The following is a 14,071-nucleotide window of genomic DNA, read 5'->3' on the forward strand; positions in this document are numbered from 1 at the left end:
GCTCAAGTGGGGAGATGGAGAGGTAAACTATTTCAGTCCGCCACAAACAAAAACGGCCCCGTTTCCGGAGCCGTTCTTTCAGATCTATGCCGCGTAATCGTGAGATTTGAGTCGCATGGCAGGAGGCTAGCGCCAGCAGGCACCTCTTGTACCTGCCAGCGACGCCGACGCACCAGGCGGCCAAGCGCGCTCAAGCAGCGCAGCGGTAGCGCACCTTAAAGACCGCGATTATGCGTCTTCCTTGACCCGCTTCTTGCGGAAGCTCGGGTTCAGCGTCTTCTTGCGCAGACGGATCGACTTCGGCGTCACTTCGACCAGTTCATCGTCTTCGATGTAGGCAATCGCCTGTTCCAGGGTCGGACGGCGCGGCGGCGTCAGACGAATCGCTTCGTCCGTGCCCGAAGCGCGGATGTTGGTCAGCTGCTTGGTCTTCATCGGGTTGACGTCCAGATCGTCCGAACGCGAGTTCTCGCCGATGATCATGCCCATATAGGTCTTTTCGTTGCCGCCGACGAACATGGTGCCACGTTCTTCCAGCTTCCACAGGGCGAAGGCCGAGGTTTCGCCGTCGCCGTTGGACACCAGCACGCCCTTGCGGTTCTGGTCGATCACGCCCTTGTAGCTCTCATAGTGCGAGAACACGCGGTTCAGCACGCCGGAGCCGCGGGTGTCGGTCAGGAACTCGCCCTGGTAACCGATCAGCGAACGCGACGGCGACTTCAGGATGATGCGGGTCTTGCCGGCGCCCGACGGGCCCATGTCCTTCAGCTCGGCCTTACGCGCCGACAGCTTTTCGATAACGATGCCGGTGTAGTCATCGTCGACGTCGATCATGACGTCTTCGATCGGCTCCAGCTTTTCACCGGTTTCCGGATCGTTCTTGAACACCACGCGCGGACGCGAAATGGCGACTTCGAAACCTTCGCGGCGCATGTTTTCGATCAGCACGCCCAGTTGCAGTTCCCCGCGGCCGGCGACTTCGAAAGCGTCCTTTTCTTCGGTCTCGGTGACCTTGATAGCGACGTTCGATTCGGCTTCCTTGAACAGACGCTCGCGGATGATGCGCGACTGGACCTTGGTGCCTTCACGGCCAGCCAGGGGCGAGTCATTGACCGACACGGTCATGGAGATGGTCGGGGGATCGATCGGCTGAGCCGGCAGAGCTGTGGTCAGCGACATGTCGCACAGGGTGTCGGCGACGGTGGCCTTGCTGAGGCCGGCGATGGCGACGATGTCACCGGCTTCGGCGCCCTCTTCGACCGGCTGACGCTTCAGCCCGCGGAAGGCCAGCACCTTGGTGATACGGCCGCGTTCGATTTCAACGCCGTTGCGGTCCAGAGCCTTGATGGCCAGGCCCGGAACGGCCTTGCCCGACTGGATGCGGCCGGTCAGCAGGCGGCCCAGGAACGGATCAGATTCGATCAGAACGGCCAGCATCTGGAAGGGTTCGGTCACGTTCTCGATGACCTTGGGGGCCGGAACGTGTTCGACGATCAGGTCGAACAACGGCGCCAGGGTATCGTTGGGGACATTCATGTCCATCGTCGCCCAGCCATTCTTGCCCGAGGCATAGATGTGCGGGAAGTCGAGTTGTTCTTCGGTCGCGCCCATGATGGCAAACAGGTCAAACGCATCATTGTGGACGCGGTCCGGATCGGCGTGCGGACGGTCAACCTTGTTGATGCACAGGATCGGACGCAGGCCCAGCTTCAACGCCTTGCCCAGCACGAACTTGGTCTGCGGCATGACGCCTTCTTCGGCGTCGATCAGGATGACGCAGCCGTCAACCATGCCCAGGATGCGTTCGACTTCACCGCCGAAGTCGGCGTGGCCCGGGGTGTCGATGATGTTGATGCGGGTGTCGCCCGCCTTGCCGTGCCACAGCACCGAGGTGCACTTGGCGAGGATGGTGATGCCGCGTTCACGTTCCTGGTCATTGGAGTCCATGGCGCGTTCAACGGTTGCTTCGTTGGCGCGGAAGACCCCGGACTGGGCCAGGAGTTGGTCGACCAGGGTGGTTTTGCCGTGGTCAACGTGGGCGATGATGGCGATATTACGCAGGTTCATAAGAGGCCTTTAGACGCACAAAAGCCTCTCAGCATGAGAGGCCGGACGGTTGTTTCGCTTGGATTTGCGCGGCTTATAACCGAATCTGTGGAGAAAGACCAGAGCGCACCCGCATTATTTTTCGCGGGTGCGAGAGGGACTCCACTCTATAATGCCCCTTGGCATGACATGACGTAATTGTGCATATCCCCTTCAACTCTCGCCAGCTTAAACGTTTTCGACGTTACGTTCCTTATAAAATGTTCATAGGAAATTTTAAAAGATTTGAAGACCTGACGTATAAAATACACCGCCTTATGATAAATATAAATTGCAAATAAATGACCAAAACATTGCTTAACGGGCTGAATATTTAAATGCCCCATGCCATTTACATCAATGCCGCCACATTTCGAAAATATTTCAGGAATTTTTAGAACAGGTTCAGATGAAAAGTCTATGTGACAGTTTGGCTTCTGCCGATTAAATATACCACTAAATCCAGATTTAATGCGTGCTGCATCACATTTTATAGGAGTGCAGAGCTCTTTATCCACTTCCATATAAGCAGAAGTCAAATTTTGTGCGGCATTCTCGTACTCCGTACCCGCACCGATATAGTCCATTAAGAAATCTTTTACTATTTCCAAATTCAAAACATCATTTTCCCAGCTATAACCCTGAGTATATACCACCCTACTATGACAAATAGATCCTCCGTTTATATCCGCGTAGTCTCTATCCATACAAACACTGGCGGTTTTTACATCTGAATTTATCACTTGCTCTGCTATAAGCAGCAAATTTGGTTTGGAGCCAACTGACTTCACATGAAAAGTTTTCCCGGATGAAATCATTCCCAAAAACTGAGACCAGTAAAAGGTATCTGGAGTTCCCTCGCCGCCCGCTCCAGATAAAACTAAATCCATAGTTATCGACGCACCGCCTTCGCAGTATACAACTACGTCAACGCCGTAAAATTTGTTATAGCTAAATAAAGACGATGGAGATCTTGTAAAGGTCACTTTATCAATTCCTCCATATTAATAACCTTATCTGAAAGCGCGCCGACAATATCTGGAGAATGGGTAGCAAATATAATTTGCGCAGATGGGTTCAGGGCCCTTATACTAGAGACCAATTTTTCCTGCCAAAGAACATGTAGTGACAATTCCGGTTCATCCGCAATAAATATAACAGACCTTTCATCTTGCAAGAGAGCCTCACTCAAAAGTATAAGAAGCTGCTTTTCACCACTTGATAGACTTTGGATAGGTATATTAATTCCATCTTTCGACGTAAAAACAAGTTCATTTGATGAATTTATAGACATTTTCTTATTGTAAAATAGTTTGTTTGCTATTCTTAAAAATTTATCTATTCTCGAAAAAATAGATTTCAGCTTTAATTGCAGAGAACTCCATCTCTCAATAACTTTTGCAATCTTTTTTGTACTAATTACCAGACTTAGCTGATTCAATGTAAAGGCGGACGTTCGACTGTCAGGTAACAGGGATTCATACTGACTTACATAGCTATTTAAAGCTGGCTCATACTTAGCATCAGGCACGCTCAATTCTTCAAATATATTTTTTAATTGAAGGCCAATATTTTTTATGCTCTCCATATCGTTAACCGCTAGATCAAACGAGGCCGACGTATCTATAAGTGAAATAAATAAAGACTCTTGGAAATCCCTAACTTCCCGATCCTTTTCACTTGAGAATGCAGAAAAATATCGGACAAGAGCGTTGGAAATAGACGCCAACTTACCGTCAACCGACCATTCATAATTCTTGTCCTGCTTACTAATTCCAGGATTTGGAAATCTGTGCACAGATAACCAATTAACAACTGCGATACCAGATATTATATCCAAAACATTTGATTGGAAATGATTGTAAAATGCCCTAGGATAGTCATCATCTTTATAAGATATAGGCATTCTATCCGAAAACTCAGGAATATGAATAGTTTTATCTTTTTCGTTTCTTCTACCTCCGTTAATTATATATCTAAGTGAATATCCACTTCGTAGATGAGCTTGCTTTGATTTTGAGACTTGTATCGTGGGATTTCTTACACTTCCACTTGAATTTAAATGTATAATAAGTTTAGAGAATGGCAAATTTTCAAGTGATTTTAGATCCGCTGTTAAGGCAGAGGCTATCATATTAATCAAGTTCGTTTTACCGCTTCCATTTCGCCCAATTAAAAAACAAACTTCACTATCTATTGCCATATCAATTGGCTTGCTGCTCCAAAATCCTTCAAGCTGTATTCTTGATATTTTGAACATGGCGCGCTCCCCTAGTCAGATTTCTAAAGTTGTTAAAGTCGCCACATCTACTATGTCAAGAAAATTTATATATCAACTTTTGGGAATGCCCCGTATTCCTCACCCGCACAATGAAGTTTCAGCCTTGCATCTCATGACCAGCCGTTCGACCTTGACCTTTTATCCGTGTCCTGACAGTCATCCGACATGACGCCCGACGATTTCGACATCACCCTTCGCCTGCTGGCAGCCACTGTGGTCGGCATGATCATCGGTGCCGACCGCGACCTGCGCGGCCGCCCGCCGGCATCCGCACCATGGGGCTGGTCTGCCTGGGCGCCGCCATGGTCGCCGTCACCGCGACACATATTCCCGCCATCACCCAGGATCCCGATGCGCTCAGCCGCGTCATCCAGGGGGTGATCCAGGGCGTCATGGCCGGCATCGGCTTCCTGGGCGCCGGGGTCCTGGTCAAGGGCCAGGGCCGCGGCTCGGTCAAGGGCATGACCACGGCGGCAGCCATCTGGGTGGCGGCAGCGATCGGCATGGCGGCCGGGCTGGCGTCGTGGGCGGTGTTTCTCATCGGTTCGGCGCTGGCGCTGTTGCTGATTGTGGCGCTGCATCCGGTCGAGGTGTGGCTGGAAAACAAGGCCGTGAAGCGCGACCGCGGGCGGGATAAGGATGATGAGCAGCCTTAGGCCGGCGACCTCTTTGTCGTCGCGTCTTCGCGTGAGATATTTGGGTTCACGCGAAGACGCCAAGGCGCGAAGGATCAGCCCAACACCCTGAGCCCCAACCGGACGGGTCTGCGCACCCGGCACCTACGTAAAGTGTGGTCCACAGATTACACAGATTACACAGATTTCTTAATCCCTCTAATCTGTGTAATCTGTGGACCACCTTCTAAGTGGTTGCCGCTGCGCGGCGGCTTCCGAGCAATCTTGAACTCCGTGTCTCTCGGCCTGTTCCGTCAGCCTCCATGCCCAATGCGTACTGCGGAGCACCGGCAAAATCCGGTCGAGGTCTCGCTGGAAAACAACGCCACGGCCGGATCATGGCGCAATTCATCGTGGTCGTTGAGGTCTTCATAACCCACCGCCAGACCAAAGACCCGCTGCCCAATCAGCGTCTTGATCTCACACTCAACCAAATCGGCACGACGACCGTCGGAAAAGCAGCAGGCAAACCGTTCGACAACCGCCGACTGCTCGAGCCTATCGGCACCATCCCTCCGGCAGAAGCCTAAGCATCTACCATGCGCAGAACAAAGAAGTCGCATTGGCGACGTGACTCTAACCTATTGGCCTCCAGCAAACCCGGGGCGGTTCATACTTCGGTGAACCCAATCGAAAATGATTTTCCCCCTGTAAGTAGATTCCGAGCCTGTTCAAAAAACACGGATCTGGTTAGATCACTTGCCTTTTAACCATTCGAGCCACCTGCGCGCCGAACACTGTTTGAGACGCTGACAGCTTAGGCGAGACCATTATCGAAGGCGTGCTCCCAAGATAACGCTGGAAATCGTCAGTTCGAGATCTGCGGAAGATCACACAGGGGACTTTGAAGTGACCGTCATAGCGTTGGAAACGTCAAACCATGCCAGGGCCGACGTCGCTCAGGGTGTCCTGCCCGTCGGACATGACCAGTCCGGCCTTGGGTATTGCGATGGACACGACACGCCTCAATGCGGGTTGAGCGCGGAACGAAAAGCCTCCGCTCTACGTGAGCAGTTCATAGCCGTCCTCGGTCACGATCTTCGCAATCCGCTCTCAGCAATCATTTCGGGTATGGACATCATGGCCTTGAGCCCAATGGACGAACGTCAAGTGATGGTGGCAAGGTTGGTTCAGAGTAGCGCCAGCAGAATGTCAGCCCTTATTGACGACGTTTTGGACTTTGCCCGTGGGCGACTGGGAGACGGGATGTCTCTCACATGCGAGCCGGTATATCTTGGGCCCGCACTTGTTCAGGTTATCGATGAGTTGCGATCTAGCCACGCCAAGCGGCAGATTCTAGCCGATATCAAGCTTCCGGAACGCGTGGATTGCGATCCCGGACGTCTTTCCCAACTTTTGTCCAATCTCGTTGCTAACGCGCTGGTTCACGGAAGCGAAACGGGCCCAATCTCTATTCGCGCGCGCTGTGACAAGAAGGGATTGAACCTATCGGTTGCCAATTCCGGTGACCCGATCCCCCAAGCTGCCATTGCGCGCTTGTTTCAGCCGTTTACCCGAGATGAAATTCGACCAAGCCAACAGGGCTTGGGACTCGGCCTTTATATCGCCTCTGAAATTGCTCGCGCCCATGGTGGGCAGCTTGAAGCGAGGTCAGATCAAAATGAAACCCGATTTACATTCCGAATGCCGCTGAACACACCTGAAGTTGCAAGACAACCGTCATAACACCCCATACGGGGACATCAGTGTGTCGGGCGGATAACCGATAGCACCTCTTCGTCGCCTAAGGCCACCTGGATGATGGTCTCGACCCGGCCCATCACGCGCGGGTCCTGCGCCATATGCGACAGCTTGTTCATCTGCAATGTAATATCCAGATAGACATCCAGGTCCGATAGATCTGCCTCGCTGAGATAATCATCCGGCGCATAGGAGGTCACAAACGCCGCCACAGCCGCCCGGCCGCGCGGATCGGTCATGGCCCCGTCGCGGTGGCGAACCAGTATATCCGAAATGACAGCGCGCATCCCGGCCCGCTCAGCGTTATCGACGATGGTCATAAAGCGATCCCAAAACCTGAAACCCACAGCTATGACGGCGCCGGAATAAGGATGATATGCGGAAGCCCGGTGTAAAAAATTTTTGAAAGTCTAAAGGCCAAAACCGCCATTTATATTGGCTTTCGGTGAAATATAACGGCTGAATTCAATTTATAAGCTTGTGAAAACCTCCTGAACCTGTCACCTTGGCGTCATTCGAAACCAGACCTCGACTTGTCTGAACGCCTTACGGCCTCTCTTCCAAGCCTTGCTATTTCGGACCGTCGTGCAATCTCGCGCGGCGATACTGCACGAAATGTGCGAAACTTATAAGGAGGCCACCATGGCCACTGGCACCGTAAAATGGTTCAACCCTACCAAGGGCTTCGGCTTTATCGAGCCCACTGAAGGCGGCGGCGACGTGTTCGTCCACATCAGCGCCGTTGAACGCGCTGGTCTGCGCAGCCTGAACGAAGGTCAAAAGATCGAGTATCAGGTCGCTCAAGACCGCGGTAAGGCTTCGGCCGTCGATCTGAAGACTCTCTAAATTCAGACGATACTGAGTTTTCTAAGGGCCCGGCGTTTCACGACGCCGGGCCTTTTCTATCGGGTTCAACACCCCAAAAAGGATATAGAATGCCATCTGCTAAATGGGACGATATTTGGCCCACGCACGCCGAAACCGACCTGGTCTATGAAAACGTTCCCGTGCGCTTCCACATCGCCGCGCGCGGCCAAAGCTGGGAGGTCTTCCGCGACACCTGCTTCTGGGGCATCTTCCGCTCACGCACCGAAGCGCAGGAATGCGTCCGCGACGCCATGCAGCAAATCTTCTGCGGCGGCGGTTCGGCACAGGTCCGCTTTGCGTAACGCCTTTATTATTTTTTGATCATTTGACAGCGGGAATCGTCTCTCCCGAACTGTAACCGCCCCGTAGTGTATCGACGACGGGGTAGCGTCCCGGCGTTTGCTTTGCTCCTGGCCAGGTCGTTCTACATGCCGTCACTCCCCCGCCCCGCAGACCTTATCCACACCGGCATTCCGGAGTTCGATGACATTCTGGGGGGCGGCCTGCCGCCGGCGCGGGTCTATCTCCTCCACGGCATTCCGGGCTCGGGCAAGACCACCCTGTCGCTGCAATTCCTCATCGAAGGCGTGCGCAATGGCGAAAAGGTGCTCTACGTCACCCTGTCGGAAACGCGTGACGAACTGACTGCTGTTGCGCAATCGCACGGTATGTCCATCGACGGCATCGAAATCTACGAACTGATCGCCCAGGACAGGGATCTGGACCCCGACAACCAGTATGTCATGTTCCAGCCGTCCGAGGTCGAGCTCAATGTCACCACGCGCGAAATCCTGGAGGCCGTCGACCGCATCCAGCCCAAGCGCGTCGTCATCGACTCCCTGTCCGAGATCAAGCTGCTGGCCCAGAACGCCCTGCGTTTCCGCCGTCAGGTGCTGTCGCTGAAACAATTCTTCGCCGGCCGCGACTGTACTGTCTTCTTTCTCGATGACAAGACCGCCGCCGGCGAAGAAGACCTGCAACTGGAAAGCATCGCTCACGGTGTCATCAGCCTGGACCAGCTCTCGCCGGAATACGGCGCCGAACGCCGCCGCCTGAAGATCACCAAGCTGCGCGGTCAACGCTATCGCGGCGGCTATCACGACTTCAATATCGTGCGCGGCGGGCTGGCGGTATTTCCGCGCATCATTGCCGGCGAGCATAGCGCCAAACGTGAGGTCAGTGTCCTGAAAAGCGGTGTGCCGCAGATGGACGCCCTGGTTGGCGGCGGCATCGAATCGGGGACATCCGTCCTGCTGCTGGGGCCGGCCGGCGTCGGCAAGTCGACCCTGTCGATCCAGTATGCCGTCGAAGCCGCCAACCGCGGCGAGGCCAGCGTCATCTTCGCCTTCGACGAACGCATCGAAACCATGTTCCAACGCGCCGACGGCCTGGGTCTGCCGCTACGCGCCCATGTCGCCAGCGGCCTGATCGAGGTCCGTGCCATCGACCCGGCCGAACTGTCGCCCGGCGAATTCGCCCACTCCGTCCGCACCAGCGTTGAACGCGACGACGGCAAGGACGCCCGCATCGTCATCATCGACAGCCTGAACGGCTATATGAACGCCATGCCGGAGGAGCGGTTCCTGACGGCGCAACTGCACGAACTGCTGACCTATCTCGGCCATCGCGGCGTGGTCACCTTCCTGGTCGTGGCACAACACGGCCTGCTCGGCCTGTCGATGAGCACGGCCATCGACACCAGCTACCTGGCCGACACGGTGATTCTGTTCCGTTACTTCGAAGCCCGCGGCCAGGTGCGGCAACTGATCTCGGTGCTGAAAAAGCGCAATGGCCGCCACGAACGCTCGCTGCGGGAATTCTCCCTCAGCGACAACGGCATCGGCATCGGCGATCCGCTGGACCGTTTCCAGGGTGTGCTGACCGGCACGCCAGTGTTCAGCGGCAGCGACGACGAACTGGTCGCCCGACCCGATGTCTTCAATGGCTGACACTGCCTCCCGACGCGTCCTGGTCCTGGCGCCGACCTCACGCGACGCCGCCATGGTGGCTGCGCTTCTGGACAAGGAAGCCATCCCGTCGCATGCCTGCCGCGACCTGGCTGAACTGTGCGATCAGTTCCACCTCGGCGCCGCCTGCCTGATCATCACCCAGGAAGCCGTCCTGACCGACCACGGCGACACGCTGCACGCCGCCCTGTCGACCCAGCCGGAATGGTCCGATATCCCGATCGTCATGCTGACCTCGCCAGGACCTGACACCCGTGGCGTGCGCCAGAAGCTGGAACAGGTCGGCCACATGACGCTGATCAAACGGCCGGTCCAACTCGACAACTTCCTGTCGACCATTCGCGCCGCCCTGCGCGACCGGGAACGTCAATACCGTATGCGCATCTATCTCGAAGACCGCGAACGCCAGACCCGCGCGCTGGAAATCGCTGTCGAAAAGGCCAATGCCGCCAATACCGCTAAAAGCGAATTCCTGGCCAATATGAGCCACGAAATCCGCACGCCGATGAACGCTATTCTGGGCCTTTCGACCATCCTGAAACACAGCCAGCCCCTGACCGAACAGCAGCACAAATATATCGACACCCTGGGCGCCAGCAGCGAAAGCCTGCTGATGCTGATCAACGATCTGCTGGACATCGCCAAGATCGAGGCCAGCGGCATCGAGATCGAGCATATCCCCTTCCAGCTGGATCAGGTCATCCGCGACATCGCCGACATGATGGGGCTGAAGGCCCGCGAAAAGGATCTGGACCTGCGGCTGGACCTCGACCACATCCAGGGCAAATGGTTCTGCGGCGATCCGGCCCGCCTGCGCCAGATCGTCACCAATCTGTGCAGCAATGCCATCAAATTCACCGACTCGGGCGAGGTGGCGATCATCGTCGCCTCGGCGCCCCAGGGGCGCCACTGTCATATCACCATATCGGTGACCGACACCGGCGTCGGCATTGCGCCGGATAAGCTGGACCGCATCTTCGCCAAGTTCACCCAGGCCGACAACACCATCAGCCGCAAGTTCGGCGGAACGGGCCTGGGCCTGGCGATCAGCAAGACCCTGGCCGAGCTGATGGGCGGGACGATTGCTGTCGAGAGCGAACTGGACCGGGGCTCGCGCTTCACCCTGGCCCTGCCGCTTCGCCTCGCCGACCGTCCGGACTCCTTCCCGGACAGCGTCATCGGGACGCATGAAAAGATGCAGACCCAGGCCAAGCCGGCCATCCTTCTGGTCGAAGACTATGAGCCCAATGTGCTGGTGGCGTCGACCCTTCTGGGCATGTTCGGCTATGAGGTTGAGGTCGCCGAGAACGGCCGCATTGCTGTCGAAAAGGTCGGGCGCGGCCACTACAGCGCCGTGCTGATGGACGTCCAGATGCCGGAGATGGACGGCTATGCCGCGACCCGGGCGATCCGCGACCATGAACAGGCGGCGGGCGTGCCTCCGGTGCCGATCATCGGCATGACGGCGCATGCTCTGGGCGGTACACGCGACCTGTGCCTGGAGGCCGGGATGAACGACTATATCTCGAAGCCCTTCGTCCCGGCCGACCTGGAAAAGAAACTGGTCGCGCTGATCGATTAGTTGTGAGGACCAAGGTCAGCCCTGACGATTGGGCGTAACTGAACCGACGCAAAGGGCTGTCCACAGATAAGCCAGATAAGCCAGATGATCCAAGGCGGCCACATCTTGGAGCACAGACCTGAACACACGCGCTATCGCAGGAAATGCGCTTCGCGCGAAAAAAGTGTATCCACGATCACCGAAACGACATGTGGGGGAGTCGCCACATGGCCATAAACCAACGTGATCCACAAACCTACGCGATCATTGGTGCTGCCATGGAGGTGCACTCACGGCTGCGACACGGCTTCCTGGAAGCGGTCTACCACGAAGCCCTGACGATTGAATTCACGCGGGGCAACATCCCCTTCCGGCGCGAATGCGCCCTCCCCATCTATTACCGCGAAACTATCCTCACCTGTCAGTATCGCGCCGATTTCATGTGCTTCGATAACGTCCTTGTCGAAATAAAAGCCCTGGCCCAGATGTCTCAGCGGGAAGATGCGCAAGCTATAAACTATCTCAGAGCTGCACGTCTCTCAATAGGTCTTCTAATTAACTTCGGCGGTGCGAAACTGGAGCATAAACGGATCAAAGCTTAGTCTAAGCCGCCCATGAATCATCTGGCTTATCTGGCTTATCTGTGGACAACCCTTCTTACGTAAGCCCCACAGCTCCGCCGCCAGACAATAAGGCCGCCCGGAGCACGCCCCAGACGGCCCAGACCTACAATACCTACTTTTCCTGCAGTTCTTCCTTGAACGCATCCAGGCTCAGCGGCCGGCCAAGGAAGTTCTGGATCAGCACATTGGCGTCCTGCGACCCGCCGGGCTCCAGCACCAGCTTGCGGTACTTCAAGGCCGTCGCCTGGTCGCGAATACCCGCCGTCTCGAACTGGGTGAACAGGTCCAGGGCGATCGCCTTCGACCAGACATAGGTGTAGTAGATGGCCGAATAGCCATCCAGGTGTCCAAAGCTGGCATAAGGATGCGTCCCCGGAATCGCCGGGAACTGCGAATAGCGCGCCGCCTGCTCGTCATACTTGGCCGACAGATCGAAGTCTGGCTTGCGGTTGTAATAGTTCAGCGACACGGCGGCATAGGCCAACTGGCCCTTCCACATGGTCGGTTCACCGAAGTGGCGGCCGGCCGTCATCTTGGCTACGAGCGCTTCCGGAATGACCTCACCCGCCGGGTTGGCGGCAAAGGTCTTCAAGGTGCTGTAATCCCACGTCCACTCTTCCAGCAACTGCGACGGCGCCTCGATGAAGTCCCATTGCAAATTGCCCATCGACTGGTTGGCGTATTGGGTATGGCCGGAATAGAGATGGTGGATCAGGTGGCCGAACTCGTGCAGGAAGGTCACGGCGTCGTCATGGTTCATCGGACCGTCAGCCGGAAAGTTGCACAGCAACGCGCCGATCGGCACCTGGACGCCTTCGACACCGGTGCGGACGGTGAACTGGGCGGCGTGGTTGTACTTGCCGTCGCGCGGGCTCATGTCGAGATAGAAGCGGCCGACCAGCTTGTCGCCGTCATACAGCTCCCATGCGGTGACTTCCGGCGACCACACCGGCGTGTCCCATTTGCGGATATCGGCCTTGAACAGGTCTTTCAACAGCACGAAGATGCCGTCGCGGGTTTTGTTCAGGGTGAAATACTGCCGCACCTGTTGCGCGTCGACATCGTACTTGGCCTTGCGCAGCTTGTTAGACATGTAGAGGTTATCATAACCCTCCAGCCGCGTGATCGTCGGATCGACCGTCTTCGCAAAGGTCAGCAGTTCATTATAGTCGGCCTCCGCGCCCGGTTTGGCAGCAGCATTGACGTCATCCAGGAAGTTCGCTGCGCGCTGCGGATTGCCGATCATCTTGTCGACGGTGATCAGGGTGGCATAGTCGGGATAGCCCAGCACCTGGGCCAGTTCATAGCGCTTTTCCAGCAGCGATTTCAGCACCGGAGCATTGGCCGGATAGCCACGATTACGGAAGCCGATGGCGGCCTTTTTGCGGGTATCGCGGTTATCGGCGAATTCCAACACCGGCATGATATCAGGATAGTCATAGGTCAGGTGGATCAGGCCGTCGGGGCCAGGCTTGTGGGTGTCCAGCCAGTCCTGTGGCAAACCTTTCAGCTCTTCCGGCTTGAGCGCGATATCGCCCTTGTCGTCGCGGATATTGCCGGCGAATTTCAGTCCGATCTCGGTGATTTCGGTCTGCAGCGCCTTGACCTTGCCGCGGGTGGCATCGTCCTTGTCGACCCCGGCCAGGCGGTAGTTGGTCAGGACCTTGTTGAGCGTAAAGGCGGTCGAGCTGTCGAGACCGGTGGTGGGAATGGCGGAGAGGCGGTCATAGATCGGCCGTGACAGTCCGATGGCGGTGCTGAGATCGGACAGCTTGGGAACGCAGCTTTCCGCGGCTGTGCGAACCTCCTTCGAGGTCGAGCTTTGCGAGATCAGGTACATTTCGCTGTTTCCATCGCCCAGCGCCAGGCTGAGGGTATCGAACAGCGCGAAGTCCCTGGCCAGGGTCGCGGGGCCGGTATAGGATTCCAGCTCGGTCTTGGCGCGGGTGGCGATATCGATTGTTTCGACGCAGCGGGCGTCTATGGCGGCGGCTGAGGTTTCGGTGACGAAGGTCGGCGTGAGGAAGGCCCTGGCGTCCTGTTCGATGGTCCCAGCGAGGACGGCGGAGGACGCCCCACTCAGCAGCACAGCGGCGAAGGTCAGCTTGGCGGCGAATTTCATGAAGAACACCTGAAATGGTAAGGTTTGAAACTTCATAGGCCCGATGCCGAAACCTGGCAAGATTAACGAATTTTCATGTCGAGATACGAAGGTCATTCTTCCTTCTCCTCACTATCTTTGATGGGGAGGGGGCCAAGGGATTGACCACGGCCTTCAACCGAATAATTTCCTCTTATGAAAAAGCCGCTCC

The 14,071-nt window shown here is 56.0% G+C and carries 13 protein-coding genes; 7 read left to right on the forward strand and 6 right to left on the reverse strand.

Annotation, left to right across the window (positions count from 1 at the left end; all coding sequences use genetic code 11):
* Positions 1–228: 228 nt before the first annotated feature.
* From typA to ABI_RS24415, 3 genes are all read right to left on the reverse strand, one after another.
* Positions 229–2,067 carry a translational GTPase TypA gene (gene typA, locus ABI_RS10850; RefSeq protein ID WP_006273005.1) on the reverse strand — a complete coding sequence of 613 codons (1,839 nt, stop codon included), beginning with the start codon at positions 2,065–2,067 and terminating at the stop codon, positions 229–231.
* Positions 2,068–2,213: 146 nt separating this feature from the next.
* Positions 2,214–3,071 (reverse strand): hypothetical protein, encoded by an 858-nt coding sequence (locus tag ABI_RS25210; protein ID WP_157138862.1) that lies wholly within the window; start codon positions 3,069–3,071, stop codon positions 2,214–2,216.
* Complete coding sequence (locus tag ABI_RS24415; RefSeq protein WP_006273008.1) at positions 3,068–4,345, reverse strand: AAA family ATPase; 1,278 nt, start codon at positions 4,343–4,345, stop codon at positions 3,068–3,070. The genes ABI_RS25210 and ABI_RS24415 overlap by 4 nt, the downstream gene beginning before the upstream one ends.
* A gap of 287 nt (positions 4,346–4,632) precedes the next feature.
* Here ABI_RS24415 and ABI_RS10855 point away from each other — a divergent pair, with 287 nt between their 5' ends.
* On the forward strand, positions 4,633–5,022 hold the full coding sequence (locus tag ABI_RS10855) for an MgtC/SapB family protein (RefSeq protein WP_502503123.1): 390 nt from the start codon (positions 4,633–4,635) through the stop codon (positions 5,020–5,022).
* A 272-nt stretch (positions 5,023–5,294) separates the two neighbouring features.
* Here the strand turns inward: ABI_RS10855 and ABI_RS26655 are convergent, their stop codons facing one another.
* Positions 5,295–5,603: a transposase gene (locus tag ABI_RS26655; RefSeq protein ID WP_083811480.1), complete on the reverse strand. Its 309-nt coding sequence runs from the start codon at positions 5,601–5,603 to the stop codon at positions 5,295–5,297.
* Between the two features lie 286 nt (positions 5,604–5,889).
* On the opposite strand from ABI_RS26655, the gene ABI_RS10865 reads away from it, so the two are divergent.
* Entirely contained in the window at positions 5,890–6,726 is an 837-nt protein-coding gene (locus tag ABI_RS10865) for a sensor histidine kinase (RefSeq protein ID WP_050808270.1), read from the forward strand.
* 17 nt (positions 6,727–6,743) lie between these two features.
* Here the strand turns inward: ABI_RS10865 and ABI_RS10870 are convergent, their stop codons facing one another.
* On the reverse strand, positions 6,744–7,061 hold the full coding sequence (locus ABI_RS10870; protein ID WP_040309151.1) for a hypothetical protein: 318 nt from the start codon (positions 7,059–7,061) through the stop codon (positions 6,744–6,746).
* Between the two features lie 322 nt (positions 7,062–7,383).
* On the opposite strand from ABI_RS10870, the gene ABI_RS10875 reads away from it, so the two are divergent.
* From ABI_RS10875 to ABI_RS10895, 5 genes are all read left to right on the forward strand, one after another.
* Positions 7,384–7,587 (forward strand): cold-shock protein, encoded by a 204-nt coding sequence (locus tag ABI_RS10875; protein ID WP_006273015.1) that lies wholly within the window; start codon positions 7,384–7,386, stop codon positions 7,585–7,587.
* An 89-nt stretch (positions 7,588–7,676) separates the two neighbouring features.
* A complete protein-coding gene (locus ABI_RS10880; RefSeq protein WP_006273017.1) occupies positions 7,677–7,910 on the forward strand; it encodes a hypothetical protein in 234 nt (77 codons plus the stop codon).
* 126 nt (positions 7,911–8,036) lie between these two features.
* Positions 8,037–9,557: an ATPase domain-containing protein gene (locus ABI_RS10885; protein WP_006273018.1), complete on the forward strand. Its 1,521-nt coding sequence runs from the start codon at positions 8,037–8,039 to the stop codon at positions 9,555–9,557.
* A complete protein-coding gene (locus ABI_RS10890) occupies positions 9,550–11,157 on the forward strand; it encodes an ATP-binding protein (RefSeq protein ID WP_006273019.1) in 1,608 nt (535 codons plus the stop codon). The genes ABI_RS10885 and ABI_RS10890 overlap by 8 nt, the downstream gene beginning before the upstream one ends.
* Before the next feature lie 206 nt (positions 11,158–11,363).
* Positions 11,364–11,738 (forward strand): GxxExxY protein, encoded by a 375-nt coding sequence (locus tag ABI_RS10895; RefSeq protein ID WP_006273020.1) that lies wholly within the window; start codon positions 11,364–11,366, stop codon positions 11,736–11,738.
* Positions 11,739–11,871: 133 nt separating this feature from the next.
* Here ABI_RS10895 and ABI_RS10900 read toward each other — a convergent pair whose 3' ends face one another.
* The gene (locus ABI_RS10900) at positions 11,872–13,881 is read right to left on the reverse strand and encodes a M3 family metallopeptidase (protein WP_040309325.1); all 2,010 of its coding nucleotides are present in this window, start codon (positions 13,879–13,881) and stop codon (positions 11,872–11,874) included.
* Positions 13,882–14,071 lie beyond the last annotated feature (190 nt).

This window comes from Asticcacaulis biprosthecium C19 (assembly GCF_000204015.1).
Classification (GTDB): Bacteria; Pseudomonadota; Alphaproteobacteria; order Caulobacterales; family Caulobacteraceae; genus Asticcacaulis; species Asticcacaulis biprosthecius.

Coding starts and splice junctions, on each gene's coding strand:
- ABI_RS10895 (WP_006273020.1), top strand. CDS start 11,364: ATGGCCATAAACCAACGTGATCCACAAACCTACGCGATCATTGGTGCT.
- ABI_RS10890 (WP_006273019.1), top strand. CDS start 9,550: ATGGCTGACACTGCCTCCCGACGCGTCCTGGTCCTGGCGCCGACCTCA.
- ABI_RS10885 (WP_006273018.1), top strand. CDS start 8,037: ATGCCGTCACTCCCCCGCCCCGCAGACCTTATCCACACCGGCATTCCG.
- ABI_RS10900 (WP_040309325.1), bottom strand. CDS start 13,881: ATGAAATTCGCCGCCAAGCTGACCTTCGCCGCTGTGCTGCTGAGTGGG.
- ABI_RS24415 (WP_006273008.1), bottom strand. CDS start 4,345: ATGTTCAAAATATCAAGAATACAGCTTGAAGGATTTTGGAGCAGCAAG.
- ABI_RS26655 (WP_083811480.1), bottom strand. CDS start 5,603: ATGCGACTTCTTTGTTCTGCGCATGGTAGATGCTTAGGCTTCTGCCGG.
- ABI_RS10880 (WP_006273017.1), top strand. CDS start 7,677: ATGCCATCTGCTAAATGGGACGATATTTGGCCCACGCACGCCGAAACC.
- ABI_RS10870 (WP_040309151.1), bottom strand. CDS start 7,061: ATGACCATCGTCGATAACGCTGAGCGGGCCGGGATGCGCGCTGTCATT.
- typA (WP_006273005.1), bottom strand. CDS start 2,067: ATGAACCTGCGTAATATCGCCATCATCGCCCACGTTGACCACGGCAAA.
- ABI_RS10875 (WP_006273015.1), top strand. CDS start 7,384: ATGGCCACTGGCACCGTAAAATGGTTCAACCCTACCAAGGGCTTCGGC.